Annotated in this window: 31 protein-coding genes and 1 pseudogene; 28 read left to right on the top strand and 4 right to left on the bottom strand. The window is 38.3% G+C overall.

Annotated elements, in window-relative coordinates:
* Positions 1-10: 10 nt before the first annotated feature.
* From ETP43_RS16645 to ETP43_RS16595, 11 genes are all read left to right on the top strand, one after another.
* Positions 11-214, top strand: coding sequence for a hypothetical protein (locus ETP43_RS16645; protein WP_129259723.1), 204 nt, complete (start codon positions 11-13; stop codon positions 212-214).
* 2 nt (positions 215-216) lie between these two features.
* On the top strand, positions 217-1,215 hold the full coding sequence (locus ETP43_RS16640) for a HipA domain-containing protein (RefSeq protein ID WP_129259722.1): 999 nt from the start codon (positions 217-219) through the stop codon (positions 1,213-1,215).
* A gap of 674 nt (positions 1,216-1,889) precedes the next feature.
* Positions 1,890-2,360 carry a JAB domain-containing protein gene (locus ETP43_RS16635; RefSeq protein ID WP_129259721.1) on the top strand — a complete coding sequence of 157 codons (471 nt, stop codon included), beginning with the start codon at positions 1,890-1,892 and terminating at the stop codon, positions 2,358-2,360.
* Positions 2,341-2,787, top strand: coding sequence for a hypothetical protein (locus ETP43_RS16630; protein ID WP_164979799.1), 447 nt, complete (start codon positions 2,341-2,343; stop codon positions 2,785-2,787). Before ETP43_RS16635 ends, ETP43_RS16630 begins: the two co-directional genes overlap by 20 nt.
* Positions 2,788-2,925: 138 nt before the next feature.
* Positions 2,926-3,321: a hypothetical protein gene (locus ETP43_RS16625; protein WP_129259719.1), complete on the top strand. Its 396-nt coding sequence runs from the start codon at positions 2,926-2,928 to the stop codon at positions 3,319-3,321.
* A 53-nt stretch (positions 3,322-3,374) separates the two neighbouring features.
* Positions 3,375-3,899 carry a hypothetical protein gene (locus ETP43_RS16620; RefSeq protein WP_129259718.1) on the top strand — a complete coding sequence of 175 codons (525 nt, stop codon included), beginning with the start codon at positions 3,375-3,377 and terminating at the stop codon, positions 3,897-3,899.
* A gap of 318 nt (positions 3,900-4,217) precedes the next feature.
* Entirely contained in the window at positions 4,218-4,871 is a 654-nt protein-coding gene (locus tag ETP43_RS16615; RefSeq protein WP_164979807.1) for an IS607 family transposase, read from the top strand.
* Positions 4,804-5,964, top strand: a complete 1,161-nt coding sequence (locus tag ETP43_RS16610) for an RNA-guided endonuclease InsQ/TnpB family protein (protein ID WP_129259716.1) — start codon at positions 4,804-4,806, stop codon at positions 5,962-5,964. Before ETP43_RS16615 ends, ETP43_RS16610 begins: the two co-directional genes overlap by 68 nt.
* Before the next feature lie 232 nt (positions 5,965-6,196).
* Positions 6,197-6,445: a hypothetical protein gene (locus tag ETP43_RS16605; RefSeq protein ID WP_164979798.1), complete on the top strand. Its 249-nt coding sequence runs from the start codon at positions 6,197-6,199 to the stop codon at positions 6,443-6,445.
* 74 nt (positions 6,446-6,519) lie between these two features.
* Positions 6,520-6,786, top strand: coding sequence for a type II toxin-antitoxin system Phd/YefM family antitoxin (locus ETP43_RS16600; protein ID WP_129259714.1), 267 nt, complete (start codon positions 6,520-6,522; stop codon positions 6,784-6,786).
* A 3-nt stretch (positions 6,787-6,789) separates the two neighbouring features.
* A complete protein-coding gene (locus ETP43_RS16595) occupies positions 6,790-7,107 on the top strand; it encodes a type II toxin-antitoxin system RelE/ParE family toxin (protein WP_129259713.1) in 318 nt (105 codons plus the stop codon).
* A gap of 194 nt (positions 7,108-7,301) precedes the next feature.
* Here ETP43_RS16595 and ETP43_RS16590 read toward each other — a convergent pair whose 3' ends face one another.
* Positions 7,302-8,714, bottom strand: a complete 1,413-nt coding sequence (locus ETP43_RS16590; protein WP_129259712.1) for a hypothetical protein — start codon at positions 8,712-8,714, stop codon at positions 7,302-7,304.
* Between the two features lie 173 nt (positions 8,715-8,887).
* Here ETP43_RS16590 and ETP43_RS16585 point away from each other — a divergent pair, with 173 nt between their 5' ends.
* The 3 genes from ETP43_RS16585 to ETP43_RS16580 are packed head-to-tail and all read left to right on the top strand — an operon-like array spanning position 8,888 to position 10,814.
* Positions 8,888-10,327 carry a hypothetical protein gene (locus tag ETP43_RS16585; protein ID WP_129259711.1) on the top strand — a complete coding sequence of 480 codons (1,440 nt, stop codon included), beginning with the start codon at positions 8,888-8,890 and terminating at the stop codon, positions 10,325-10,327.
* Positions 10,324-10,500: a hypothetical protein gene (locus ETP43_RS17225; RefSeq protein WP_164979796.1), complete on the top strand. Its 177-nt coding sequence runs from the start codon at positions 10,324-10,326 to the stop codon at positions 10,498-10,500. The genes ETP43_RS16585 and ETP43_RS17225 overlap by 4 nt, the downstream gene beginning before the upstream one ends.
* 14 nt (positions 10,501-10,514) lie before the next feature.
* Entirely contained in the window at positions 10,515-10,814 is a 300-nt protein-coding gene (locus ETP43_RS16580; RefSeq protein ID WP_129259710.1) for a hypothetical protein, read from the top strand.
* Here the strand turns inward: ETP43_RS16580 and ETP43_RS16575 are convergent.
* The gene (locus ETP43_RS16575) at positions 10,809-11,063 is read right to left on the bottom strand and encodes a DUF1292 domain-containing protein (RefSeq protein ID WP_129259709.1); all 255 of its coding nucleotides are present in this window, start codon (positions 11,061-11,063) and stop codon (positions 10,809-10,811) included. The genes ETP43_RS16580 and ETP43_RS16575 overlap by 6 nt on opposite strands.
* 79 nt (positions 11,064-11,142) lie before the next feature.
* Between ETP43_RS16575 and ETP43_RS16570 the strand changes: the two genes are divergently transcribed.
* From ETP43_RS16570 to ETP43_RS16535, 8 genes and pseudogenes are all read left to right on the top strand, one after another.
* The gene (locus tag ETP43_RS16570; protein ID WP_129259708.1) at positions 11,143-11,556 is read left to right on the top strand and encodes a hypothetical protein; all 414 of its coding nucleotides are present in this window, start codon (positions 11,143-11,145) and stop codon (positions 11,554-11,556) included.
* 168 nt (positions 11,557-11,724) lie between these two features.
* Positions 11,725-12,285, top strand: coding sequence for a hypothetical protein (locus tag ETP43_RS16565; RefSeq protein WP_129259707.1), 561 nt, complete (start codon positions 11,725-11,727; stop codon positions 12,283-12,285).
* A 123-nt stretch (positions 12,286-12,408) separates the two neighbouring features.
* Positions 12,409-12,609: a hypothetical protein gene (locus ETP43_RS16560; RefSeq protein ID WP_129259706.1), complete on the top strand. Its 201-nt coding sequence runs from the start codon at positions 12,409-12,411 to the stop codon at positions 12,607-12,609.
* Positions 12,610-12,651: 42 nt separating this feature from the next.
* Positions 12,652-14,673 (top strand): hypothetical protein, encoded by a 2,022-nt coding sequence (locus ETP43_RS16555; RefSeq protein WP_129259705.1) that lies wholly within the window; start codon positions 12,652-12,654, stop codon positions 14,671-14,673.
* Positions 14,674-14,735: 62 nt separating this feature from the next.
* Positions 14,736-15,011 (top strand): annotated as a pseudogene (locus ETP43_RS16550) (transposase); the annotation flags it as partial.
* Between the two features lie 239 nt (positions 15,012-15,250).
* Positions 15,251-17,185: a hypothetical protein gene (locus ETP43_RS16545; RefSeq protein WP_129259704.1), complete on the top strand. Its 1,935-nt coding sequence runs from the start codon at positions 15,251-15,253 to the stop codon at positions 17,183-17,185.
* The gene (locus tag ETP43_RS16540; protein WP_129259703.1) at positions 17,182-18,270 is read left to right on the top strand and encodes a hypothetical protein; all 1,089 of its coding nucleotides are present in this window, start codon (positions 17,182-17,184) and stop codon (positions 18,268-18,270) included. The genes ETP43_RS16545 and ETP43_RS16540 overlap by 4 nt, the downstream gene beginning before the upstream one ends.
* A 121-nt stretch (positions 18,271-18,391) precedes the next feature.
* Entirely contained in the window at positions 18,392-19,450 is a 1,059-nt protein-coding gene (locus tag ETP43_RS16535; RefSeq protein ID WP_164979794.1) for a DNA primase, read from the top strand.
* A 30-nt stretch (positions 19,451-19,480) separates the two neighbouring features.
* On the opposite strand, the gene ETP43_RS16530 is transcribed toward ETP43_RS16535, so the two are convergent.
* Positions 19,481-19,825, bottom strand: a complete 345-nt coding sequence (locus tag ETP43_RS16530) for a hypothetical protein (RefSeq protein WP_129259701.1) — start codon at positions 19,823-19,825, stop codon at positions 19,481-19,483.
* Positions 19,822-20,022, bottom strand: coding sequence for a hypothetical protein (locus tag ETP43_RS16525; protein ID WP_129259700.1), 201 nt, complete (start codon positions 20,020-20,022; stop codon positions 19,822-19,824). Before ETP43_RS16525 ends, ETP43_RS16530 begins: the two co-directional genes overlap by 4 nt.
* A 241-nt stretch (positions 20,023-20,263) precedes the next feature.
* On the opposite strand from ETP43_RS16525, the gene ETP43_RS16520 reads away from it, so the two are divergent.
* The 6 genes from ETP43_RS16520 to ETP43_RS16500 all read left to right on the top strand — a co-directional run bounded on the left by ETP43_RS16520 (position 20,264) and on the right by ETP43_RS16500 (position 26,477).
* Complete coding sequence (locus ETP43_RS16520; RefSeq protein WP_129259699.1) at positions 20,264-21,232, top strand: hypothetical protein; 969 nt, start codon at positions 20,264-20,266, stop codon at positions 21,230-21,232.
* Between the two features lie 245 nt (positions 21,233-21,477).
* Positions 21,478-21,936, top strand: coding sequence for a hypothetical protein (locus tag ETP43_RS16515; protein ID WP_129259698.1), 459 nt, complete (start codon positions 21,478-21,480; stop codon positions 21,934-21,936).
* 112 nt (positions 21,937-22,048) lie between these two features.
* The gene (locus tag ETP43_RS16510) at positions 22,049-23,761 is read left to right on the top strand and encodes an FHA domain-containing protein (protein WP_129259697.1); all 1,713 of its coding nucleotides are present in this window, start codon (positions 22,049-22,051) and stop codon (positions 23,759-23,761) included.
* A gap of 15 nt (positions 23,762-23,776) precedes the next feature.
* A complete protein-coding gene (locus ETP43_RS17220; protein WP_164979792.1) occupies positions 23,777-23,950 on the top strand; it encodes a hypothetical protein in 174 nt (57 codons plus the stop codon).
* Between the two features lie 9 nt (positions 23,951-23,959).
* The gene (locus tag ETP43_RS16505) at positions 23,960-24,751 is read left to right on the top strand and encodes a PP2C family protein-serine/threonine phosphatase (protein WP_129259696.1); all 792 of its coding nucleotides are present in this window, start codon (positions 23,960-23,962) and stop codon (positions 24,749-24,751) included.
* A gap of 31 nt (positions 24,752-24,782) precedes the next feature.
* Positions 24,783-26,477: a serine/threonine protein kinase gene (locus ETP43_RS16500; protein WP_129259695.1), complete on the top strand. Its 1,695-nt coding sequence runs from the start codon at positions 24,783-24,785 to the stop codon at positions 26,475-26,477.
* Positions 26,478-26,479 lie beyond the last annotated feature (2 nt).

The following is a 26,479-nucleotide window of genomic DNA, read 5'->3' as shown; positions in this document are numbered from 1 at the left end:
TGTCGTATATATGGGAACCCATGAATATTATGAAATAAATCTACCTGAATATCTTCAGCACGATTTGGATGCTATGAAAAAAGGTGATGAGCCATACGACTGCCTGTGGGGAGAACTGTATGGTTCCATCAACTGTGCTTATATAGATGGTGATATTACGGAAGACCATGCCTGGTATCTAAGAGAAAAATATCTGAATATGGAAAGGGTGTAAAAATGATTGATTTTACAAACTGTACATTAGACAATTTAAGGGCGTATGATGGCGCTAACGGCTCAAAGATATGTGTATTTTATAATGATGAAAGATATATGATTAAATTTCCAGCTCTTGCAAAAGATAACAAGGATATGCATTACAGTAATGGTTGTTTAAATGAACATATTGCAAGTTCGATTTTTTCATCATTAGGTATCGAAACACAAGAGACAAAGCTTGGAGTTTATCGAAATAAAAGTGTAGTTGCATGTAAAGATTTTTGTGAGCCAGGGGAGCGAATTTTGAATTTTGGTATGATAAAAAACCGTTGCATAGATAGTGATAAATCTGGATTTGGCACCGAACTTCAATCTGTTTTAGATGCGATTGATATGCAGCAGGTTTATGACCCACTCAAGATGAAAGACCATTTTTGGAAGATGTTTGCAGCAGATGCTTTACTTGGTAACTTTGATAGGCATAATGGTAACTGGGGAATAGTAGTTAATGAAATTAATAATCATGTGCGAATTGCCCCGGTTTATGATAATGGTTCCTGTCTATATCCGCAATTAACGGATAAGCAAATGGAAAACATTTTAAACGACAGAAACGAACTAGACCGCCGATTATATGTTTTTCCAAATTCCGCATTAAAATTAAACGACAAAAAAATAAATTACTTAGACTTTTTGAGTAATACAAAAGATCCAAATTGTATCGAAGCTCTTCGTTATGTCCAGAGACATTACGACCAGAAAAAAGTGGATAAAATATTAAATGAAACACCAATGTCTGATATAAAAAGAAATTTCTATCACACAATGATAACAGCGCGTAAAGAGCATATTATCGACAAAGCTATGGAACAGCATTTAGATAAAAATATCCGGTTAAAGGATGGCTCGTATATCACAGGTAAGGAACTCCAAAGTCTTATTTTAAGCGGAAAAACGGTGTCTCTTTGGAAAGAAGATAAAGATAAAATCCATACTATTGAAAAGCCTGACAGATAAAAAGTAAACAAAACAGAAAACAGTTAAAAGAGGAAGGTCTGCCGTCTGGCAGGCCTTTTTCTACGGTATAGATTATCTGACATATTATAAATGAAACATAGAAAAAATGGAGTTAGAAAAAGGAGGAAACGACTATGATTACAATATAATGCAACAAAAACGCTGGAAGGATTCTAATGTTCTGTCAATCGTGAACTGGTTGACGATACAAATAAATCCTGATATACTAACAATATTGGAAATACCGATGCATTTCAATAGTATCATATACAAGTTCTAAAAGAAAATTTCAACTCATGCATTACTTCCCAAATTTTTTCTTGCATTTTCAACTTCATTCATAGTAGTTAATTTACAATTACGCTGTAAGGCAGGATTGCTGTCGCACATATCTCAATTACTGACCGGCTCAGGTTTCAGTTTCATTGTGAAAAAGCAACTTCACTCGATTATCCAGGTTAAAAATCTAATATTTCATATTTCTTTCATATACTATCCCTTTTATACATATACGCATCGAAATTCTATTGATCTGCTTTCCTAATCGAAAAAAATTAATGAAAAAATCCAATAACCTATAAAATGCAAGTCTGAAAAATCTTCAGAACGCAAGCAACTGACATACTTAATATGTTAAATGAAAATTTGGAGAACAAACAAAGGAGGAATCAAAAATGATAATCAACAACTACAATTTAATCTTCAATGAGGAGAAGCTTCCAACACTATTAAAGGAGGCTACAATCGATGCGCCGGAAATACTCACTATAGACAAGCCAATCTACGCCGTAGAGGTGTTGAATAAAATGTTTCATGCGAGAAACCGCACGGAAGAGGAGTTCTATGTCATAGCATTTCGAACATCTGCGATGATAGGAGTGTTTAAATTCTCAATGGGAACGATGAGCCAGACTTGTTTCACCCCAGCGGAAATATTCAGAAGGCTTCTTATTATCGGAGCCAATTCGTACATAATAGCCCATAATCATCCTTCGGGTTCGATTAAACCATCGAAAGAGGATGATCAGGCAACCGAAAGGATAAAAAGAGCTGGTGATATTCTCGGTATTACAATGCTCGATCATATAATAATAGGCGATAGCTATTATTCTTATCGGGAAAATTGTGAATTTCAAAATCAATAATAAGAAAAAGGAGGAATCAAAAATGGGAGCTTGCTATGATGTAAGAGTAAAAATAGCAATTAAGAAAGGGAAAGAAAATAATGCAGTCTCCACATTGCGAAGTTATATCGAAAAACACGATGGGCATGGAATAATATTTAACCTAGACAAGTTCGCTTCGGAAGGAACCACGCCAGATACACTGGAGGGTCTTTTGAAAATTTTCCTTTGCGGTACGGATTACTGGAATCCAGTTATTAAACATGGTCGGAAATGGTTGCATTATTATAATGGATTTGACGCAAGCTATGGTTGGGAAAGTGTGATGATGGAAATGTTTGAAGTCCTTGCACCCTTCCTAGAGAACAAATCTGAAATGTACATTTATCCGGATGAAGATTACGACCATATAGTTGTAAAGAACGGTAGATGTGTGCAGGAACATTAGGGCCTTGATGAAAGAAAAAAGTTATCACTTTTAAAGTGGTAACTTTTTTAAAAAAATTTCCTGTAATCCATGTATAAGGAAAACTGAAATTTAACATAGCATAGAACACGAATTTTATGTAAAAAGGAGATTAATATTATGAGTAAATACAGTGAATATATGAAAATGGGTTTGGAAGAATCAAGATATTTTCAGATGATGAAGTCGTTTAATAATGATGAAGAAATGATTGATGATGCTATTAAAGAATGGGGAATTGAAAAGGTAAACAAAGGTTATGATATTTTTGATTTTGATGGAACAGGATTGTTAGAGATTGAAGAAATCGGAGCAACAGATGCTTTTGGTGGAAGTGATGATAGAGCAGCAGAAGAAGCAATAGCTGATGGAATTAAAGTTATTCCAACATATGAATTGCCTGAGAATTTTGACAGAAGTTATATTGGATGGATTGATACACCGGAAAATAGAAAAGCTATTGAAGATTATTGTAGCAAAGACAACTATTATTGTAATGGAAATTCATTACGATAAAACGGATATTTTAACGGAATAAATTAGGATTTAAACCAGTGAGGTGAATAAGAATGAAAATACCAATTCCTTGTAATTTTGGAGAAAAAGCTTACTGCAATGGTAGAGAATTGCCATTTAAAGGGGTGAGTTGGTTTGAATGGTCAAGAGGAGTGGAGTATACATATTTTTTTACAACGAATGATTACTGGAATTCAACAGATTTTTACACTACATTCCAGTGTGAATCAGAAAATCAAATTGAAATACCTGATTTTCTCTTAAAGGATGGTTTTGTAAAAGATAAAGGTTTTCCACTGAAAGGTCGTGGGTATGCATGCGGAGTATATTTTATCAATGGAAATACATATATAGACTTCATAATGACAAGCAACTATTTAGCGCATATAAAAGTACAATGCGACACGACAGGAGCATATATTCCAAATGGAGATATTATTTTTCCAACAAGTTGGGATACAGAAGAAAAAAGAGAAAAAGCAATACTAAAATCGTTCAAATTCATAACAGGCGAGCCACTGGTGATTAAAGCCAAGGAGCCAGAGCAAATGAATATATTTGATTATATAACGAGTTAGGGAAATGTGTACAGAGTGTAAGTACAAATGGTTGGATAGTGAAGTGGATTCTTAAAAAAAAAGCCTGAAATTTTCAGGCTTTTTTTAACGGTTTTTTTCAAGAAGTTGAGTGTAAGACATACTTTAGATGTTAATCGAAAACATGGAGAATGAAAAAAGGAGGAATCAATAATGATAATCAACAACTGAAATTTATTGCAACAATCCAAGAAAAGATATTTTTTAAGGAGGAAACTTTAAGTAATCAAATTCATTGTCAATAGTGATTAAATGTGTTAAAATATACTCATGGAGGGCATTATTATGAACACATCTAATATCACTAATTACAAACCAAAAGATTTTGCTGAATTATTGGGTGTCTCAGTCAAAACGTTACAACGTTGGGATAGAGAGGGGATTCTGAAAGCAAATCGGACTCCGACTGATAGGCGTTATTATACTTATGACCAATATCTTCAGTTTAAGGGTATAAATACTGAAAACGATAATCGTCAGATTGTTATTTATGCCAGAGTATCTACAAAAAACCAAAAAGATGATTTACAAAACCAAGTAACTTTTTTACGTCAGTTTTGCAATGCTAAAGGTATCATTGTAGATCAATGTATTGAAGATTATGGAAGTGGGCTTAACTACAATCGTAAAAAGTGGAATCAATTATTAGATGAAGTAATGGAACAAAAAATCAAAACTATTATAGTTACACATAAAGATAGATTTGTCAGATTTGGCTATGATTGGTTTGAAAAATTCTGTATGAAGTTTAATACAAACATAGTGGTAGTGAATAATGAAGAACTATCACCACAGGAAGAACTCGTACAGGATATTGTTTCTATACTCCATGTGTTCTCTTGCAGGTTGTATGGACTTCGTAAGTATAAAAAACAAATAGAAAGGGATGAGGAAATTGCTAAAGAGCTTCAAAACGGAAATAAATCCGACAGTCGAGCAAAAAATCAAGATTAACAAGACTATCGGCACTTGTAGGTACGTTTACAACTTTTATCTCAGTCACAACAAAGCTTTATACGATAACGGTGAAAAGTTTATGACTGGCAAGAGTTTCAGCGTATGGCTCAATAATGAGTACATTCCTAATAATCCTGATAAAGTATGGATGAAAGAAGTGTATTCAAAAGCTGTAAAAAAGTCCATTGAAGATGGATGTATTGCATTTACAAGATTTTTTAAACATCAAAGTGCTTTTCCTAATTTCAAAAGGAAAGGTAAGTCTGATGTAAAAATGTATTTCGTAAAGAATAATCCTAAAGATTGTAGATGCGAGAGACATAGGTTGAACATACCCACTTTAGGTTGGGTACGCATTAAAGAAAAAGGTTATATACCAACAACTAAAGAGGGATGGAAAATCAAAAGCGGTACAGTATCCATCAAAGCAGGCAGATACTATGTGTCAGTTCTTGTAGAAATTCCTGACGCTAAAATTGCTAATAATAGCAATGGTGGTATAGGAATTGACCTGGGTTTGAAAGACTTGGCGATTGTTTCCAATGGTAAAACTTATAAAAATATCAATAAGTCAGCAAGAATTAAAAAATTGGAAAAGAAACTGCGTAGAGAACAAAGATGTCTCTCACGCAAGTATGAAAATTTAAAGAAAGGAGAGTCCACTCAAAAGAATATACAAAAGCAAAAGCTCAAAGTACAAAGACTTCATCATAAAATAGATAATATCCGTACGGATTATATCAATAAATCAATAGCAGAGATAGTGAAAACCAAGCCATCTTATATAACTATTGAAGATTTGAATGTATCAGGAATGATGAAGAACAGACATCTATCAAAAGCCGTTGCGTCACAAAAGTTCTATGAATTTAGAACTAAGCTCAAAGCTAAGTGTGATGAAAATGGTATTGAATTAAGAGTCGTAGACAGATGGTATCCATCATCCAAAATATGTCATTGCTGTGGTGCTATCAAGAAAGATTTGAAGCTTTCAGATAGAATATACCGTTGTAATTGTGGCTATGTCGAGGATAGGGATTTCAATGCTGCTCTTAATCTAAGAGATGCTTTAACTTACGAAGTTGCATAATGAACGCAAACGTAAGTATGTACTGCGGGCTATCGCAGGAATTTACGACTGTGGAGTGTACACGAACTTGTGAGTAGCGTATTGTTTACAATCGCCAAAGCATACACATCGAAGCAGTAAGAAGTATCCGCAAGGGCTTCAATTTCTCGATGTGTTTGAGTATATTTCAACACATTTTGAGTGGCAGTCACGGATGATGGTGGAAGAGCGGAAACGATTGTTATTTGTGTCAATGACAAGAGCCCGAGATGAGTTAATCATCACAGGTCAATTTGTGAGTCACGGCAAAAGAGGTGAATACACATACAATCAGTTTCTTGAAGCAGCATATGAGTGTGTAGGACAGCACTTTTCACCTGAAGATGTCGAAAAAATGAGAAAAGAAAGAGATGAGAAGAAGAAAGCAGAAAAACTTCTCCAAAAGGCAAAAGAAGAGGCAGATAATCTAAGCGCAAAAATAGATATAAGTTCTGTTTCGTAGTATTGAAAATATTGCAGAAAACAAGTACAATATAATCATAATATTACTATTATGATGGTAAAGGAGGTAGCAAAATGATAATTCGTCCTTCAGCAGCAATTCGTCAAAATTATAATGAAATTGCTGAAATGTGTCGCAAAACAGAGGAACCGATTTTCTTAACTAAAAATGGTGAAGGCGATTTAGTTGTCATGGATATAGAAACATATAATCGTCGGGAAAAGATGCTGAAATTAAGGGAAGAGCTCCTTGCTGTTGAGGAGGAGAGGCTGGCTGGAAGAAATGGATGTATGCTAGACGAACTCGATGATTACCTTGATACTGTAATTGCAGAGGTGTGATGTATGTCTGATAAAAAATACGAAGTAATTGTTTCAGACAGAGCAAAGAGAATGTTGGGGACACACATCCAGTTCATGGCTCAGGTCAATAAAAATGCAGCATCTGCAAAAAAGAAAGAAATCATAAGGGCACTTAAATCCTTGGAATATATGCCACAGCGTTATCCATTTTTTGAAGAACCCTTTATACTTTCAAATAAATATCATAAGATGTTTGTTGAAAAATGGTATCTAATTCTTTTCCAGATCAAAGACAATATGGTATATGTAGATTATATTCTTGATTGCCGCAAGGATTATAGTTGGCTGTTAGAGCGTTAAAATATTTTCGCTACACAAAGCACAACGAAAAATATGAAATTTTTATAAAAAACAGAGCAATGTAAAAAAATACAGAGCTCTGTTTTTTCTTTTATAATTTATAGCGTTATCCACCATTTTATGATTTCGTTCGGTTGGCTGACACGGCACACACAGCATTTTATTTGGCAAGAACAGAAAAACACTGTACAGTTTTAAGTACGATCAAAAAGATCATCCTTTGCTTGCGGGTTTTTGCTGAATAACTGACCGTTTTTTCCTTCGATATAAGTCTGAAATTTATCCAATGCATTTGCTAAGGCTTCTCGATCTACGGCTTGAAATTTCGAACATTTTTTCATGGAACCGGAAAATTCGATGGCTTTCTCAGCTGACATTGGTTTACCATCAGCGATATCTTTTAATCCCTTAAAATAAGTTAATTCATTTTTATCTATAGTTTTACCTTCTAATTGTTTGATTTCCATTTCATTGATCCTGGAGTCTAAAAGGTTAGATATATTATTTAGATCACGTCGACAGTTATCCAAAGCTAAATTATACAAGAGGTTCTCGACAATTCCTTTTCCTTCGCCTTCCGTTCGTGTCATTACTCCGGTTCCCAGTTTGGCTTTTGTAAGAAGTGTATTTAGGGATTCTCTAGTAATGGCATTTTTAACATGGTCTGTGCCAAGCTGTGCTTTTGAAACAACTTTATCAGCTTGATTTTTAATATTTAATGTCATTTTATCCTGCTGCTTTTCGACTGTTGCTATTTTGTCCTGGAACCATCGTCCAATGATACGCTGCTGTAAGAGTAACTTCTCATATAATAATTCAGCTTTATCTCCGACATCATGGTATACATCCTTAACACCATCCTTGAACTTTTGATTGCGTTCGTGGAGAAAATCACCGATTTCTGTAATGCCTTTTCTGAGATTCTGCATTATGGCCTTTGCACCTGCAAGTAAGGTCATGCCCAACTTTACAGAATTTTTATCGAATTCTTTCTGTGACTGATCCTGACAATTTTTAACTATTTCCTCTTTTTGCTCGTGCAGGGTTTTCAGATATTCATTCAGATTATTCAGCTTGTTTTGTTGATTTGTTAAATTATGATATTCCTCTACATACTTTTTTACTTCTTCTACAGGTTTTTCTAAAGAATTCATTTTTGGTTTAATGTCCTGTTTAAGAGTAAGAATATTTTTCATGCTTAATATGATTTCTTTCGAAGTTTCTGCCGCTGCTTCCCTTGTTAATGCGATTTCGCTTGATAATGCATCTTTCGCTAAGTCTGGGGTCAAACTGAATGTTGGGTTAAGATTAGCGTTTAATGTCTGATACACTTCTTTACAGTTTTGTGAAGTAATTATTTGGGGGATATTAAAAGAACTTTCTTCTAATAATGTGTCTAAATCTTTTGGGGTTTGTGTTGATTGTTGCGAACTTGACTGTTCAGGCAGTATGGTTGTAAAGTACTGCGGATTATCCATAGAAATTTCAGCGTTTTCTGTCACATCATGGATAAGACCAATAGATAAATCATCGAATAAATTGTTTTCGATATTTTCCCCTTCCGGGTCACGATAAACAGTTTCTGCTTCGAGTTCTTTAAATGCCATATGAGTGCTCCTTCCCGTTACTATAAGAATCATGAATTTAATATTACATTATAAGTATACCTGCCAAAAGAAAAATAAAAATAAAAAATCGTTTTGCTTATATATGAATAATAAGTCCGGTTTTTATTTGGCATACTTTATACAGAAAGAACAGAAAAGAGAGGGGTGAAGATATGTTTGGAATAAAAAAAAGAAGAAAATCACGCTGCGAAAAATTTGAACTTATAAAAAAGGGAAAGAGCAGCAAAATTCAAGCAGATATAGAAGTGACCCTACTTGGATTAACTCATCTGGATGCTATATGTAAGGAGATGACAAGGTTACAGACAATTCAATTGGAAATGCCAGAAATATTCGTCGACCATGATTATGAGAAAATTGCGAAAGTAGACCTTACGTTCACACTGGGAATGACCCTTAATATGACAGATATTTTTATCTTACTTTATTTAGATCATGCAACGTATGGAATGGATGCACTTAGGGAAACCTACGGTGTAACGGAAGATATATTTACTTATACGTGTGAAAGACTCGTCAAGTTTTATAGATTTTTTTATACATATAAAGAAATATGGAAAATATGTAAATTCACTTGTCCTATGTCATTGGATACATTAAATCAGTTTAAAATGATAGCGGAATTGATAATTGACTATGTTCCCAGACACCGTGAAGCTTATGATGCGTATTTAAACAGAGAAATCAGTGAAAAGGAATACAATAAGAAAAAGGGCGCCATAGCAAGCGAAATCGAACTTGAACTGTATCGCTTATATGAAATAGATATTGAATCTTTGAAAATACTCTCTCCGGATTATTTTACAAAGGCTATGTGGCAACAGCCGGGGTTTGGTAATAAGGAGGAATATGAAAAATTATCAAAAAGCATATGGGACATTTCAGATAAAAAATACGGTAATATGAATTATTACTGTAAAGAAGTATTCTATTCGGTCAAAGTTTCAGAAATGAGCATGAATAGCAAGATCATGGAAGCGGAGGGGAAGCTTGACCGATTGCAGGATTTGAGAATCATAGAGGAAGATACGATTATGTATCTGGATTTTATCTGGAATTTTGTGGATGAGGCAATGAGATCCAGAGATGATGGATTTGAACGCATTTGGAAGTACAAAAAAACTGAGAGTGAAAGAGAGAAAAAAAGGATAAGTACATTAAGGGAAGTTGCCGATTCGTATTATATTGCGGAAAACTCAATAGAGAGCCTGTTATGCCTGATAACGAATGATTGTGACATATTTAATAATAGATATGATAGCGAGTACTCACTTATTCAATCTTTGCGAAACTGGACGGAGAGCGAGGACAGCATAAAAGCAATGTTTAAAGCACCAGGGACGGAACATTTATTTACACCTGAATATTGTAAAGCATTGATAAACATTATAGAAGAATACCAGGAGCGTTACAGGGACGCCAATAAGGATGGACAAAGCGAGAATAATGAGGCAGTAGATATGTTATGCAGAGAATGCATGCAAAAACTTTGTAATGAACTCAAGCTGGACTGGTTTGAAATCATGGAAAAGTATCCAGAAGAAACGAAAAATCGGCTTTTCAAGAAAAAAGGTGAAGGAGAAAAAAGATGATACAAATAATAATGCACGGAAAAAGAATACAATTATGCGATGGAACAAAACTTTTGCCAGAGAGTGTCTGGCTGGAAACGGTTGAATCTGTATATAGTAAAACTGGAGATTATGAGGAAAGACAGCTTTTACAGGTACTAACAGCAAGGATTCGGGCTCAACTGGAGAAATAGAGGGAGGATAAAAAATGCGTATAGAAGAAGATTATATTGAAGAAGAAGCAAAAAAAATGGGACTAACTGCAGAAGTAAAAGCAGGTGGAAGCATTTTTGTAAAAACCTTATTTGGCGGACACTGGGTAATCAATCAATGCAGGCAAGGCTGGAGACTGCAGCACGAAAATTATCGAATTGCCGGAACTGCACGGCGTGGTACTTATCACAAACATACGACAGTATTCGAAGATGAACTGCAGGCTCTTCGCTATATTTACTGCCATGATAAAAAAATTCCAATGTTACCATTGGTCGGTGCGCAGTTATCATAGATAATCAAGCAGTTTTGAGAAAGCATTAGAAGCAGAAAGATATTCTTTTTGATCAAGGATATCATATAAATCGAAAGTCCCGTCGCTGTGGATATCTGCGATATAGAGAGCGACGTCTACGGGATACGGCACATTATTCTCATCTATTCGTATGGTAGCGGCATAGGAATTATCATTAACTGAAAATAACATGAGAAGAGCGTTACGGGTGACATCACCAGATGGAAGAGTTAAATCTACAGTTATCATATTTGCATACCTCCTTATAAAAAGTATGCCAGAGAGATATGGAAATTTGATACTTAAAAATACTAAAGGAGAAAAAAAGATGGAAGAAAATAAGGAAATGTATCGCTGCGGTTTTTTGAACAAATCAACCAAGGGAGAATACGAAATGTACATTCAAGATCCCAGAGCAAAAGAAAATAATCAACAGGAAGTAATGTCATTTTTAATGTTTGCATTTACACTCGAAAATGGGAAGCCTGTATTGATAGCCCTGGATGGACCAGAGGAAGAAAGTGATTATTCGAAATATTCAAAAGTAGGAGAGTATACAGAGGAGGAATTCAAGCAATCTGGAGGGATTATATTAAAAAGAATTCGAGAAGAAATCGAGATTATCTCTCAAGACAAAGAATTTGAGAAATGTGATGTTTCCTGGGAGATCTTAACACAAGGGCTTAGCGAAAATGAGATATGTGTTCTTGATCGAAGGGGAATAGTCAGCATTGCGTGTTAATGTGGGGCAATTCAATGCCGAAAAACTGCTGATAGGAATCAGAAAAATATAAGTGAAAGAACTTTACATCACCAGGGGGCATCGGATAATCCCAGAAGGCTGGCAAGTGTATGTGACCGGTGCCATACCCCGGCATCACATCAGCCCGGCGGTACCCTGTATGGCTGGATGCTTGACGGAAAAAAGTTTTCCAGGGGATACCGTGACGCGACAACGATGAACATCCTGCGGAAGCGTCTTAAAGCAGCGTTCCCGGAAGCAGTATTTACATATGGAAACATCACCGCGGCGGACCGGAAGATCCTGAAACTGGAGAAAAGCCATGCAAACGATGCTGTGGCGATTGCTGCCCATGGACTGGGGCAGGTGTCCACTACAGCTGATACCACATATTACCGGCAGCTGCGGAAACAGAAGCGTTCCCTCCATGAGGCGACCCCGCGGAAAGGGATCCGGGAACCGAACCGTGACGCAAAACGGAATAAGAAGAACACCAGCCATGTCGGGAATAGCTACCTGAACGACAAGGTAAAGGTCTATGGGCAGACGGGCTGGGTCAGTGGGTTCAGTGGGAGCAGCAGTGTCTACGTCAGAGACAGGAATGGCCGGTATCTGACCGTCCATGGAAAAAACTATAAACTGATCCCGGTCAGGGATCTGCACGTCCATGCACATAGCAATAACTGGGCAGTATATAACAGAAAAGACGGGGAGGAAAAGCAGGCGTGAGAATAAGCTGTCAGGTCGCTTTCCTCTCGGTCATTGAATGGCCGAGAATCCCCGCTCTTATATCTTGACAAAAGATCAGGCCGATGATTATGACCTGGTGGGACTGTAATAAGGAGGAAAATGATGAATCTGGTGGAACATTTCATCGTCACCGTACATGCGGTGGAAGATGTAACAAACAAATTTAAAAAGAAGGAACCGTCTGAACGGATCCTTGCTGTAGACCTTACTTATAACTGCTATGGAAGAGTGAAACGACAAGTTCACTACTTCCGGGAATCCGAATGGAACCAAGCAGTGGACAAAGGATATTTTTTAGCCTAGAAAGGAGCGGCAGCAGGTTTTCATCTGCTGCCAATTTTGCATATGACGATCGAAGAAAAATTAAATCTTTGGGTTAAACTGACCGGAGTAAACCCAGATGAATCCAAAACAACCATTTCCATATCCGGGGCTTTATCCGAATACGATATTAAGCGTATGAATAACCAGCTCAAGGAGGCACTGACTTATGATGATACCGGGATGTTCGCAGAAGCCTATCTGCAAAAATTTTTCCAGACTTTTTTGGAGAAGCGGGAGACCTCTTTGCTGGATCTGGTAACGAAACCGGAACTTTCCTCATATATCCAGGATTTACGTACATTGTATGTAGCGTTACAGGAGAGCCATGCAGCAGAAACGATCATGGAAGATGCCAGGAAAGCCATGGATTTTTACCACTTGCCAAGTGATCAGCTGGATGTGTTTACCATTGCAGAACTTCGGACTTCTGCGGATCGGTGTATGAACGGAAAACTGCGGGTTTTGCAGTTCGCTTCCGGAGAACCGTCCCAGAAAGGGTTCCAGATGAGCCAGGATATCTTCTGTTTCCGGGACATGAATGCCCTGCTGTATGCAGCAGCCAGCAACCGGATGGATGGCGTATCTTTGGTTTATCTGCCTAATGAGAATCAGGCGACCGACAGCTGTTTTGCCTTTGTCATTAAGAATGGCGAAAACCTGTATCTGCTGACGGATATGCCAAAATATGAGCATCCCGGACAGAATCACATGACCCGTTGTCCAGGACGTACCATGGCAAATCGTATTGACTGCAATTATTTTCCCTATCAGACCGTTGCCAAAATAGACACCAGCGATCTCTGGGATTCCGGAAGACATGGAGTCTCCGGCAAAGATCTTTTGGAGGATTGCACAAAGCTCGGTACGTTTCGTGATATGGATCAGCAGGAAGCATTCTGGACGGTTTTGATGATCTCCATGATTCGTGACCGGTTTTACAAAACAGTGCCGCATTACGAGATCAGTTATGCAGGTGCTATGATCGAAACTCCGCAGATCGAACAGAATCATACCCTGGCAATCCGAAACTATTTTCCGACCTTGGAACTGCAGGATCTTCCCATACAGAACGATATGGAAGAGGGAGAAGCGCGTCCATGGAGCAAAGATTATCTGATCAGCCGGTACAAAGACCGGATCGATCCGGATGCATTCAATCTGATCGCTGGTACGGACCGGTTCGCCTTGGCAGATGGCAGGTATACGAAAGAAAGGGATTTTTTCCATGAGAAACAACATCTACTTCTGGCCTTTAATCTGAACCAGTGTGGTACAAAACAGGAGATCGAACAGAACCAGGAATACGTGGAACGGTATAATTACTCCGTCCAGATCCAGCGGCTGGTGAATGAGGATTATCAGAAAAAGCGGCAAAAAGTGGCAGACAACGTGCAGGAGATGGTTACAAGGAAACTCCGCAATCTTTGTCTGGAACACTTGCAGGGGAAATTAGTCACAGCATGGTCGGTTTGGGATCCTTTTGAAAAGGTTACAGAAAACAGGAAAGAGGATTTCAGTCAACAATATACTTTCGACCATTGGCACGAATTAAACAACGCTTATACTTCCTCCAATGTTTATTTTCGCTATGGATACGATGGCATCAGCAACAAGGCAGACATGCGTTGCTACTTTTCCGGAAAGAAACCGGGAGTTGTGATCCGGATCATACCAAGTACTATGGATGCCTTACTGCGTGTCTGTGACTGCAAAAAGGAAGAACTTCCGGTAGAGTTGCAGCACTGGCACACGGAAGAGGAATATTATGGAAATCCGATCCTGGAACGCATTGATCCATTGTTATGGCATGTTTCAGACCCTTTTAACAAGATGCGATTTGAGATCAACATCCTGCTTTCCAAAAAGGAATATCTGGTCCTTTGCGAAGAGGCAGGGGTAAAAAAGAACGAATTTTGGAAAGACATCCCTCCGGTATGTTTCAGAGAAGACCAGGACGGATCCTGTCCGGGAGCGTACCATTATTCTTATGGAAACGGAAAACGGTTGATGAGCAAATGCGAGAAATGCAAATATAAGGCGTAAGAGAGGGGATGCGGCTCCTCATTTTGTTTTTACGTGTTTTGCGGATTCTATGGATATCAGACAATGAACAGTGGGAAGAACTGCGTGAAAAATCCCATGCAAACATCCAAAGGGAGCGCGGGATCCTGAACCGGCAGACACGTTCAATCCAGACAGAAGGACATTTCGGTGATATCAAAGAAAACGAAAACTTCCGCCGTTTTAATTACCGTTCTGCAGATAAGGTGTACAAAGAATTCATGTTGTATGCGATCGGAAGGAATATAAATAAATACTGTCGTTTTCTCAATGAAAAACTAAAGAAATTTGAGGGAAAAACAACAGAAAAAACAGCCTGATCAAAAGTGCAGCTGTAAAAATCCAGATAAGGGATTTTTGCGGCCAAAAATAAATTTCATCTTTCATAGAAAAAAGGATCCCTCATAAGGTAGAAGGCTAACAAACCTTGTCCTTGCAGGAATCCTTTCAATTGCTACCGGAGATGCCGAAATGCAGTATTAACTGACAGCCCTTTTTTTAAAAAAATGGTATTCGTTTGGCATACTTTATTAAGAAAACGATGGAAAGGAATTGAATCATGCAGGCCACAAGAAAAATCATGGAACAAATAATAAATGCATCAAAAATATCACAGAAACCGGCGTATATATCCTATCCGGTTTTAAGAAGTGAGGATAATAAGATATATCTTGCAGCATTTTCAATCGAGTTTGATGATTCTGAAAAAGAATGCCCACAAGTATGTATAACAATGGATATAGAAAATGGTCAAATGAAAACTTCACGTATCTGTAAGAAAACAAATTTCTCAAAAATTATGTTGCAAGGAAAGAATGCTTCGGAAGAATTTAATGATCAAGTGTATGGATTGATGGATGGGATCAGACAAAGTTTGATAGAAGGAGTACCGTTGTCGGATATCCAGGAACGATATACGAAATATATGAATACAATTATTGGTGCAGTTTCTAATGATTACAAAATATTATATAAGGATCTCTCCAATATAATGAAGGATGAAAACCCTGTCCGGAAAAATTATATAATAGATCAAGTTCGATGGAATCCGGAAAAGAATCTGTCTGATATTCCGGAAATGCTATATACAATAGCAGAACAAATAGCAGAATATATTAAGTTTCTTCCAATGGATGCACCTAATGTAATACGATATGAATATCCTGATTTTTGTTTGGAAAAAGACCAGGAAATGATTTGTAACCCGTGGAGCGAATTGCTCGTAAAGCTTCATACGGGTTATGATCGTAAGAGACATTACAAAACCACTACAAAGAAAAAAACAATTCTTACAACCTGTATGATGGGACAAAGCAAGGGGTGTATCTTCGGCTGTTGCCCTTACTTTATCGCAGCTTATATACGTTTTTTAAAGGATTTTCACCCGGAAGAATTAAAAAGACAGAGAGACCAATACAAAAAAAATCGTTTTGCTATTGATGCAAAAGGACTAAATCGTCTTAAATGTAAGATACAGATCTCGAAAAATGCAGAAAAAGAGAAAGTGAAAAGCGGATTGAGCTTAGTGGATTCTGGAAAATTTTTCATAATACAAAAGGATAATGTCATTCGTATATCTTATATTGATGGAAGATTAGAGACGGCCGCGCAGGTCAATGAGAATGAAATATCTATAGAAGACGTAAACAACAATCCGCCTGATCAGATTAAGGACGTAAATGGCAATATCGTAAATGAGGAGTGGATATATGCCCTATACGCTGTATATCTCGTAACAAATGGGATGTGGAATGATTTTTTTAATAAAAAATCAAGCAACATAAAAGAAGTCAAGAGTTCAGAAATAAAGGATTCAAAAATAAAGGTAAAGCCTGTGAAAACACAGGAGAAAAAAACAGAAAGTAACCACACTAATTTTAGTTATGTTGGGTTTGACTTAGGAAAAGATGAATACAAGGGTACTCAACAGACGTATGCTTATCGCTGTGCTAATGATCCGGAATGTCGTTCTTTTTACGGAATTTACCAATATACAGACAATAGCGATCTGAGTGCAGTGAATGATATTTTAAGAGCACTGAAAACACGAGGAGCCGTTTCAGGATGGGAAATGGTAGAATTGAACAAGCTTCCAGAAAAATTTGATCAAAATATATTGTATATTGTAAATGATATAAGAACGAAAAAGGTGCCGGAAATTCTTGAAATATTTGCTACCGGATGTTTTGTCTTGTTATGTGGAGATAAAGCAGATGTGGAATCTTTGTTGGACGCCTCTCCTATAATACAAGAGATGTATACGAAGTGCATGCTTTACGGTAACAAACCTGATGTGCAGGAGGTTTACCAAAAGGTTTATCACCTACTTCCGGAATCATTAAAAAGAAGCATGAAGAATGCTTCAAAAGAGCAGCTTGCTGACTGGATTCACAATAATATCTTGCCAAGGAACGTGGAATCAGCTGCGGAATACATAGCATGGCGTTGTACGGTAGAAAGAAAAATAGTTTTCAAGGTTGGTGATATAAAATGAAAAAGAGGAAGATTGTATTAGCCAGTACAATATTATTGGCAATGATTGGCCCATATACGGTAAAGGCAGCTGAAACGGTAAGTGAAGAACCTACTGTAACGGAATCAGCCGAATCAGAAGGCGTTACAGTTGAACAGGTCATGACGATGATTGATGGATTAAAAGGGGAAAATACAACCAGAGATGATGTTGAAAAGGCAGAGAATGCGTATGAGGCCTTGACGACTGCACAAAAACTCCAGGTGGAAAATTATGATGATCTACAAAATGCAAAGGAAAAATACCTGGCGGATGAACAAACCGGAGGAGCATACGAAGACACACAAAAACAAAAAAATGGTACAGAATACAATTTCCGCATATCCAACTATACAAAACAGTTAACATTGACATTAAGACTGATCGTAGATGCCGATGGGGATGGCAATATGGATGTTCCGGAAATATATTTCATTTCTCCGAGTAATGAAAAATATATTGTTGGGGTTAACGAATCAATTTTATCAAATGACGAATGTAATATTGACATTGTAAGAACCAGTAATTACATCCAATTAAATGTGACGTCAGCGGCGGAGGGGGTCTGGCAAGTTGAAACTGATACAAGAGTAGTATTTGAAGCCTCTGATTACGCTGATGATCAACAAACAGAATCCTTTGAGCCGACAGAAGGGGTACAAACCGAAGAAACTGCAGAAGCGAATGCGAATGTCAAGGAAAAAAAGGGTACCAATCCGATAGTATTGTTTGGATTTTTAGTGGTAGTAGCGGCAGTATTTGTTTTGATTAAAAAGATTTTTTCTTCTAAAGATAAGGGGGAAAATAAAACAGTAAAAGAAACAACTTCTAAAGAAGAAATCATAAGACCATTAACTCCAGAAGAAGAAATTGCTAAGATCAGAGCTGAATGGGAAGAAGCGAGAGAAGAGTACGCAGATGAAGAAGAGGAAATCGTCCCGGAACCGATGCAGGGAGCAGAGGATGATATGGCACAGACTATAGAAGATTTTGAAGAAGATGATGATCTTGAAGAGTTTGATATAGATTTCTTTGGACATTCACGTTTTAAGAAACCGGAGGAGTAATAATAGTCAAAGATGGCCAGCTAAAACTGGCCATCTTTGACTATTATTTTAAAAATATTTTAGGAAAGGCATACTTTATACAGCTATGAAAAAATCGGAGATTATAGAAGGAGGAAGAAATATGAAATTTTATAATGTAGAAGGAGGCAAATACCGGTATGGTGTATGCCCACGGTGTAAAGAGGAAGCAAGAACTATGGTGCTAGATGTCAATACGGGGGTATTTACCTGTATGGCGTGTGGATTTCTAGGATCAACAAAAAGGCAGACGGATATACAAAAATATTTACCTGCAGATTCTAAAATTCACGAACTTAACGCTGCTGTAGGAAAGATATTTACAGAGACGTTATACACAAAGTATGGGAACACAGCGTTGGAATATCTGAAAAAAAGAGGAATCACAGATGAAATAATATGGAGATTTGGTCTTGGGTATGCATCCAATGGGAAACATGCAAGAGTAGAATTGGAAAAGATGGGTTTTTCAGAAGAAGAACTGATAGCTTCAGGAATCTTTAAGAGAAATGAAGATGGTTCCCTATGGTTTCGATTTTCTGGCCGTGTCATGTTTGAAATACGTGATGTTAAAGGCAGAGTGATCGGCTTTTCCGGAAGAGTGATGGATGGTGGTGAACCAAAATATAAAAATTCACCGGAAACCGAATTTTTTCGGAAAAGAAATAATCTGTATGGATTTGATCAGGCTATTCATTCCGAAAAAAAATACATCATACTCTGTGAAGGTCAGATGGATGTTATAGCTATGCATCAGGCAGGGTTCACAAATGCAGTTGCCACATTGGGTACAGCACTGACAGAGGTCCAGGTAAGAATGATACGTAATTTTACGAAATGCGTCGTTCTTTTATATGATGGAGACCAGGCGGGTGAGAAAGCAACGAAAAAAGCTATTGAACTTTTTCAGAATACTGGAGTTGAAGTATTTATTGCAAACACAGCACCATGCAAAGACCCGGATGAATTTCTTAAAACGTATGGAAAAGACGCAATTAGGAAGAAAATAAAAGCTGCTATCACGGATCTGGAATATATGGTCCAGTTAGCAGTAAACGAGGATGGAGCCCCGGATTATAATGAGATCAGTAATATACTGCTAAAAAATTATGAGCCGGAAAAATTAAAAAAACTGGTAGAAAAAAAACGCAACGGGCAGTAATTCTGCTGTTGCGTTTTTTGTATCCAAAGATTAGCCGATATGGCCTTGTGGAGAATTCATGTATTCAGAAATAATGCTGTTCACGAGATGTGTTGCTGACAGCCCCCTTCTTCTGGATTCATATTTAATATATGCATAAACAGGATCACTAAAAGCCATATTGATCCTTTTAAGCTTGTGCCCTTTACGGCCCTGAGTGGAATAGAGTTCATTTTCAAACATTGTGGGCGAGAACATGGACGCAAGATTCGGTTGAGAATCCGGTGAAACGGTATCTACAAGAGATGCTCCACCCATAATAGCGCAATTTGAATCTGTAACGCACTCCATTCCGGACATTTTTTGCTCATTTTCGATTTTGTAATTATTCATCATTCAAACACATCTCCTTCCTCATCGCTCATGATAGATTCAACCAAAGAAGCTGCTGCAATTTCAATCATACCAAAATGAAGCCCACATTTTTCACAAAGAACGGTACCATCGTTGTACCGGATTGAAATAGGACTTGCACAATGGGAACAATAAAGTATCTCCTCATTTTCTGAAAAACCTTCTAAATAACCAAACATACATATCCCTCCTCATTATGAAATATTAAACAATGTACATGTTGTGTTTTTATATTATAAGTATGCCACTGAAATGAGAAACACCGAATTCTTATATAAGCTAAACAAAATTTTGCATTTTTTCGGCTGGATAGTGTTTGCTATTTTTGTATTTTTTACAAAAAAGGCATACTTATAATTAGAAATCACACTTCCATAATTACATATATTTTGAAAGCAATCAGAAAGTGAGGAAATTAAGATGAGCGAAAGACCAAGTCTCGATGAATTAATGCAAAAAGCAGCAACACCAAGTACCCAAATTGCTTTTGCCGGTCCGGAAAGAGAAGGAGATGCACCGCCCTTATCGGAGGAATATCTGGAAGAAATACTGAAAAGTAAGGATAAGACAAAAGCCTTTTTTTCAGAAGAAATGTCGAAAGAGGAATTGTTATATTATTTCAAACTCGGGGTGGAAAATAGCAAGGAACCTGTTATCTTCGATATAAAAGATGGAGAAGAAAGAATCCAGGTAGAGGGAATACGTGAAGAGATTGATAATGAGGAACGTTATCATGGAAGAATTGATCCGAATAGTGTTGAAGACAATATGGATGGGATCAATGTTTATATCAACGGAAGACAGGTTGTGGCGCAGGAATTTTGTGAGTTTATAGAGGAACACAAAAAAGAATTCGTTGCCGCATGTAATAATCTTTTTCCAAACATGGCGGAGTTAGTTATTATCCAGGAAAAGGGTCTGAAGCTTGAAGAAAAGGAGCATATCATATCCGAAATTAACATGACAGGAACTGTAGGTTCATCTGTAACTAGGACTGCAACGCAAGAAGAACAGCATAAGGCACAAGACCTGGATGAAATGTTAAAGAAGGCGGCACTGGATCAGGGACGGCAAGAAATGCGATATGCCCAGGATCGCTTATTTGATAGCGCGCCTAAAGTGAATGCGAATTTTTATATCATGCAAGGAACAAAGGCAGATATGATAGAGTTTTCAAAATTCCAGACAAAAGATGGAAAAGAGAGGACAATCATGAAAATCAATGGTGAGTATGTGGGAGACCGAGAAATGGCAGAATATCTTGCCAAGCATCCTGGACAGATCAAGCAGCAGGTGGATGTGTATATAGCAACGCATGCAAAAGTAAATACGAAGAAAAAAGCTGATCAAAAACAGCATGGTGGTGAAGAGAGGCAAATGCAATTATGAAAGGACAAATGATATTGTCAACTAGTCTTGTCTGTCTGACTATGAGCAGTTTTTTGGTTGCACGAATGACAAAACAGTTTTGGAGCAGAATACAAATCCTGTAGTGATTGTATCTGGAGATATATACGAAGTTACAGATAATAATTTCATGAAAGGATTCGAACACACTTTTACATCGGAAGAATTGGAAATACTAAACGAAGTATATCAAAGAAAGTAATTCGTAACGAAAAGAGGAATAACAAATGGCAGTTGAAGAAAGAACATCATTAGATGACTTGATGGAAAAAGCAAATAGAAAAGTGAACGAATATACTCTGTCCGAGGCCACTGGAAAATCAGAACGTGAGCTGGCGCACATGACAGATAAGCAACTGGCAAAAATCACAGAAGAGGCGGTAAAAAAACTACGTGATGAGGCCGTAGAGAAGAACGAGACAACTGTTCTTTCGTGGACGGATAAGAATGGAGAGAGGCAGGAGATAAAAATTGTACCTGCAACGCTTGATACGGCAGAAGCAAATGCAAAGAATGATAAGGATGAACTGGCAAACTATTATATGAATGGAAAGCAGACAAGTCCGAATGGAATTGCAGCAATCTTGAAACGAAATATAGTACAAGGAACCATCAATGCTCCAAAAAATTTCATGAGAAGAGTAACACGAGAAGTAGAAAAGGGAGCTGCGGAGTTCGGACGATAAAAAATGCTGTCAAAAAATTGTGAAATATCGTTATTTTACGCAGAAAACCGCTATATACTTTGGCATACTATTATATGACGGACAGTTACAATTTTTTTAGGAAGGACATCTTATGAAAGTCAAAAAATATTTAGTTATCGCTGTGGCTGCTGCCTGTATCATACAAGCAGGAACCCCGGTAATAATAAAAGCACAAAACCAAGAACAGGCAGTTGATCTTGAGGACACTACTAATATAGAAGAAACGCAGCAAAAAGATAGTGAAAAGAAAGAGGAAAAACAGGTAGGAAGTGAGCAGCAAAACGTCAGAATTTTTTTGGCGTACCGATTTTCAGATGGTTCGTTGGATGTATGGCAATCTGGAAGTGGATTGATCGTGGATGATAAAACAATCATCATTCCGGCAAGCCTGGGATTGGCAACCGATGACTCCACATATGAAAATCTGGCAAAGGGAAAGAAATCCGTGTATTCCCGTGTCGGTGTGGATCTGAATAATTATGAAACGGTAAAAAAATCTTTTGTATTGTATGCAGTCACTTCGGATGGTGCATATAAGGAATGCGCTTATTCCTATACAGATGAAGCAATCGGTCTTACCCTATTAAATTCGCAGGAAAGCCTGAATGCAGGAAGCGCAGAATTTTCCGATGGATACGAAAGCAGTATGACACTCACTGGGTTCTCCTCGGATGAACTGGAGAGCACCGAACTAAGTCTTTTAAACGGGGAGGCATCCGGAACCAAGGCGGAAGGAATCAAACAGGATTTATCTAAAGAAGCCATAACAGATAATGTGTATCATGGAACGGAGATGTTAGACCTTGGATATGTAGGCGGAACCATATATGGAAGTTCCGGCAAGATCTGTGGCATGGTACTGCAGGTAGAGGAAATGGAAGCCACCGTAGTCAGCGGGAACCAGATCCAGAACTTTGTAACGTATGGACCAGAAAAGGAAGAAGATAACGAAAAACTGACAGATGCTCTGGACAAACTGGAATTGGCAGTAACGAGAGCTAGAAACATTGATACGTCAGGATATTCAGAGGAAAGTGTAGGGACATTTCAGCATGCAATTGTTAATGCAGAGCAAGTGCTTTCAGATGTTAACGCAACTTATGGTGATATCACAAATGCCGGAAATGCATTGAATGAAGCAAAAGACGGATTAAAAGAAGTCGAACAGATAAAGAGAAGTGCGCCTACGAAAAAGCAGATTATACAGTATGGTGGCGTTGCTGTCTTTGTAGTAGTGCTAGTGGGTATCAGCGCACTGTTTGCCACAGGAAAGAAAAGTAGGGCAGAACAGAATGAAGATAAAAAAAGAAAGGTGAAGGAAAAGAAACCAAAGAAGGAAAAACGAAAAACCAAACAAGATAAAGAGAGCGAAGGAATTCCGGTTGCAGGGTATGGCGGAGAACTGGCAAGACAAAGTGCAGCAGGACAAGACGATGACGGGGAAGAAGGAACGTCTGTTTTAGGTAATGCCGGGGCTGATGAAACGGCTGTATTAAAACAGGAACTACCAGAGGCTTACCTGGAAGACGAACAGGGAGAACGGATTGATATCAGCAGAACGGATTTTGTTATAGGAAAAGAACGAAAAAAAGTTGCCTTCTGTATCACTGGAAATTCAACCGTAAGCCGCAGACACTGTAAGATTCAATATGACGGCACAGATTTCTATGTTATGGATCTAGGTTCGTTAAACGGAACCCTGGTCAATGGAATAAGACTGGAAGCAAATGTTCCGACCAGGATTTCAGATCAGGACTGGATCCAGATTTCAGATGTTAAATTCATGATACATATCAATGAGTAGGAGGCAGAAAAATATATGAATTGGTTTATCGTTCTTATGGCACTTATTATTGGTTTAGTAGCAGGGGTGGTTTTGACATGCTGTATATCAGCAAGGAAGATTTCAGATCGAAAAACTGGATGGACAGATAGTGGACAGTATCGCACGAAAAATGGTATTTCTGGAGCCACTGAAAAAAAAGAGGAGTAAGAGGGAAACATGCATAAATACACAGTCGCAGCCCACACGGATGTGGGAGTTGTAAAAAAGATTAACCAGGATTCCCTTCTTATAGAGATTGCCGAAACAGATATCGGACAGATTCTTCTTGCAGCAGTTTGTGATGGAATGGGAGGACTTTCCCAGGGAGAAATCGCCAGTGCCATAATGACGCGGGCAATCGGAGAGTGGTTTGAAAATTCACTGGCTGCATCCATCTGTAAAAGTGGGAGCATGATATCTTTTGATACCTTCCGTGTACAGTATGATTTCATGATCAGACAGACGGGAAAAAAGATTGCAAAGGAAGCCGTGGCAGAAAGTGGCACAACAATCTGCGCACTTCTTTGTGCAGGTGGGACATATTATACCGCTAACGTAGGCGATTCGAGAATCTATAAAACTCAAAATAATCAGCTTTTGCAGCTCACCAAAGATCAGACCGTTGTACAGATGCAGTATGAAGCTGGAAAGATCACGAAGGAGGAAATGGAAACTCATCCACAAAGAAGTGTGCTTCTGCAATGCGTGGGTGCTACCGATCATATCATACCGGTATATGGACATGGAACCTATACAGATGGAGACAGGTTCTTATTGTGCAGTGATGGTTTCAGACATAAGGTCAGCATAACAGAGTTACGGGAAGTATGCTGCAGGGAACAGACAATGACCAAGCAGCAGATGGAAAAGGAACTGATACGATTAACCAGTCTTTTAAAAACACGAAAAGAACGGGATAATATTTCCTCGCTCTTAATACAGGTGGAAAAACAAAGCAGGTTTTCATAGATAGTTTTTTGAGGAAACAGAGGAGAAAGAAATGTTAAAAATAGGTTCCTTACTGGGGGATCGGTATCGCGTCCTGCATGACGTTGGAAGGGGTGGGAGCGGTCATGTGTACCTAGTGCTTAACGAGCGGGCCGGTAAGCAGTGGGCTGCAAAGGAAATCCCTAAAAAAGGAGAAGGCAAACAAGGAGCATATAAAAACGGATTGATCGCGGATGCTGAGATGCTAAAGAAGCTGCATCATCCAAATATACCAAGTATCGTAGACGTCCTGGAAGAAAATGACATGTACTACATTCTTATGGATTATGTGGAAGGCGTGACACTGAAAGAAGTGATCCTCACACAAGGGCCACAGTCCCAGGAAGATGTGGTAAAGTGGGCACTTCAGCTATGTGATGTGTTTATCTATCTTCATAGCCTGACACCAAAGATCATTTACAGAGACACGAAGCCGGCAAATATCATGCTGAAGCCGAATGGAGATATCGCGCTGATCGACTTCGGATCAGCAAGAGAATACAAACCAAACCAGGAAAACGATACCACAGCTCTTGGTTCTAGGGGATATGCAGCTCCGGAACAGTATGAAGGTGTCCTTGGACAGACCGACGAACGCACTGACATCTATAACCTGGGTGTGACCATGTATCATCTACTTACCGGGCACAACCCCGGACAGCCGCCCTATGATATTTATCCGATCCGACACTGGAATGCATCCTTGTCTTCCGGACTGGAACAGATCATCCTTACCTGCACACAGGCCAATCCGCAGAAACGATACCAGAACGCAAGTGACCTGAAATATGCATTAGAACATTACCGGGAACTGGATGAAGATCGGAAACAGGCAAAAAAGAAAAAAATGACAACCGGTGTGATTTTTCTGGCAATCGGGCTGTTTTTCCTTCTGGGGAGTTTATTCGTGAACCGGGAGGCTGTTCGAAAACGCAATTCCGGTTATGAGATGATGATCCGAAACGCACAGTTGGCAACATCTGATGAAAAACAAATCGAGATGTATGAGCAGGCGATCAATCTGCAGCCGGAAAGACTGGAGGCTTACCAGGAGGTTTTAGAAAAAGTTTTTTTAAAGGATGATGTTCTGGGAAAAGAGGAGGCAGATGCGCTGACGAAAATCCTGAACACTTACGGAAATGGCAAGACGATGAATGAACAGGTGCTTCAGACAAGGCCAGAGTATGATATTTTTTCTTATGAAGCAGGTATCGCTTATTACTATTATTATGAAGGTACAGGAAATAAAGCCATGTCGCATTCCTGGTTGGAAACAGCGGCAGAAAGCAAAAATCTTTCGAAGGAACAGAAAGAGCGTGCAAAACGCCTGGCAAAGATCGCCGGATATTATAATCAGTTAGGAAAAGCCAATCTGGCCGGGGATACGGTAGTATCCTATGCTGACTACTGGAATGATCTGGATGCATTAACCCAAGATGATATCGTTGCCATAGATAATGCCAAGACAGCCTGCGTTACCTACCAAGAGCTTAGCTATCAGATCCGGATGCATGCGATAGACTTTAAAAAAGCCGGGATCGAGAAGCAGCAGTTGTTAGAAAAAATGGATGAGATCACAACACATCTTGCCAACGATTTTACAATCCAGGACCAGGAAACGTATCAGTCTATAATCGATGCGATCCAGACAAATATGGATGGTGCAACAGAATCCATAAAGATTGCCTACGAAGGACAGGAGGGATGAAT

It is taken from the genome of Blautia faecicola (assembly GCF_004123145.1).
GTDB lineage: Bacteria > Bacillota > Clostridia > Lachnospirales > Lachnospiraceae > Oliverpabstia > Oliverpabstia faecicola.
This window is presented reverse-complemented; position numbering and strand designations above follow the sequence as displayed.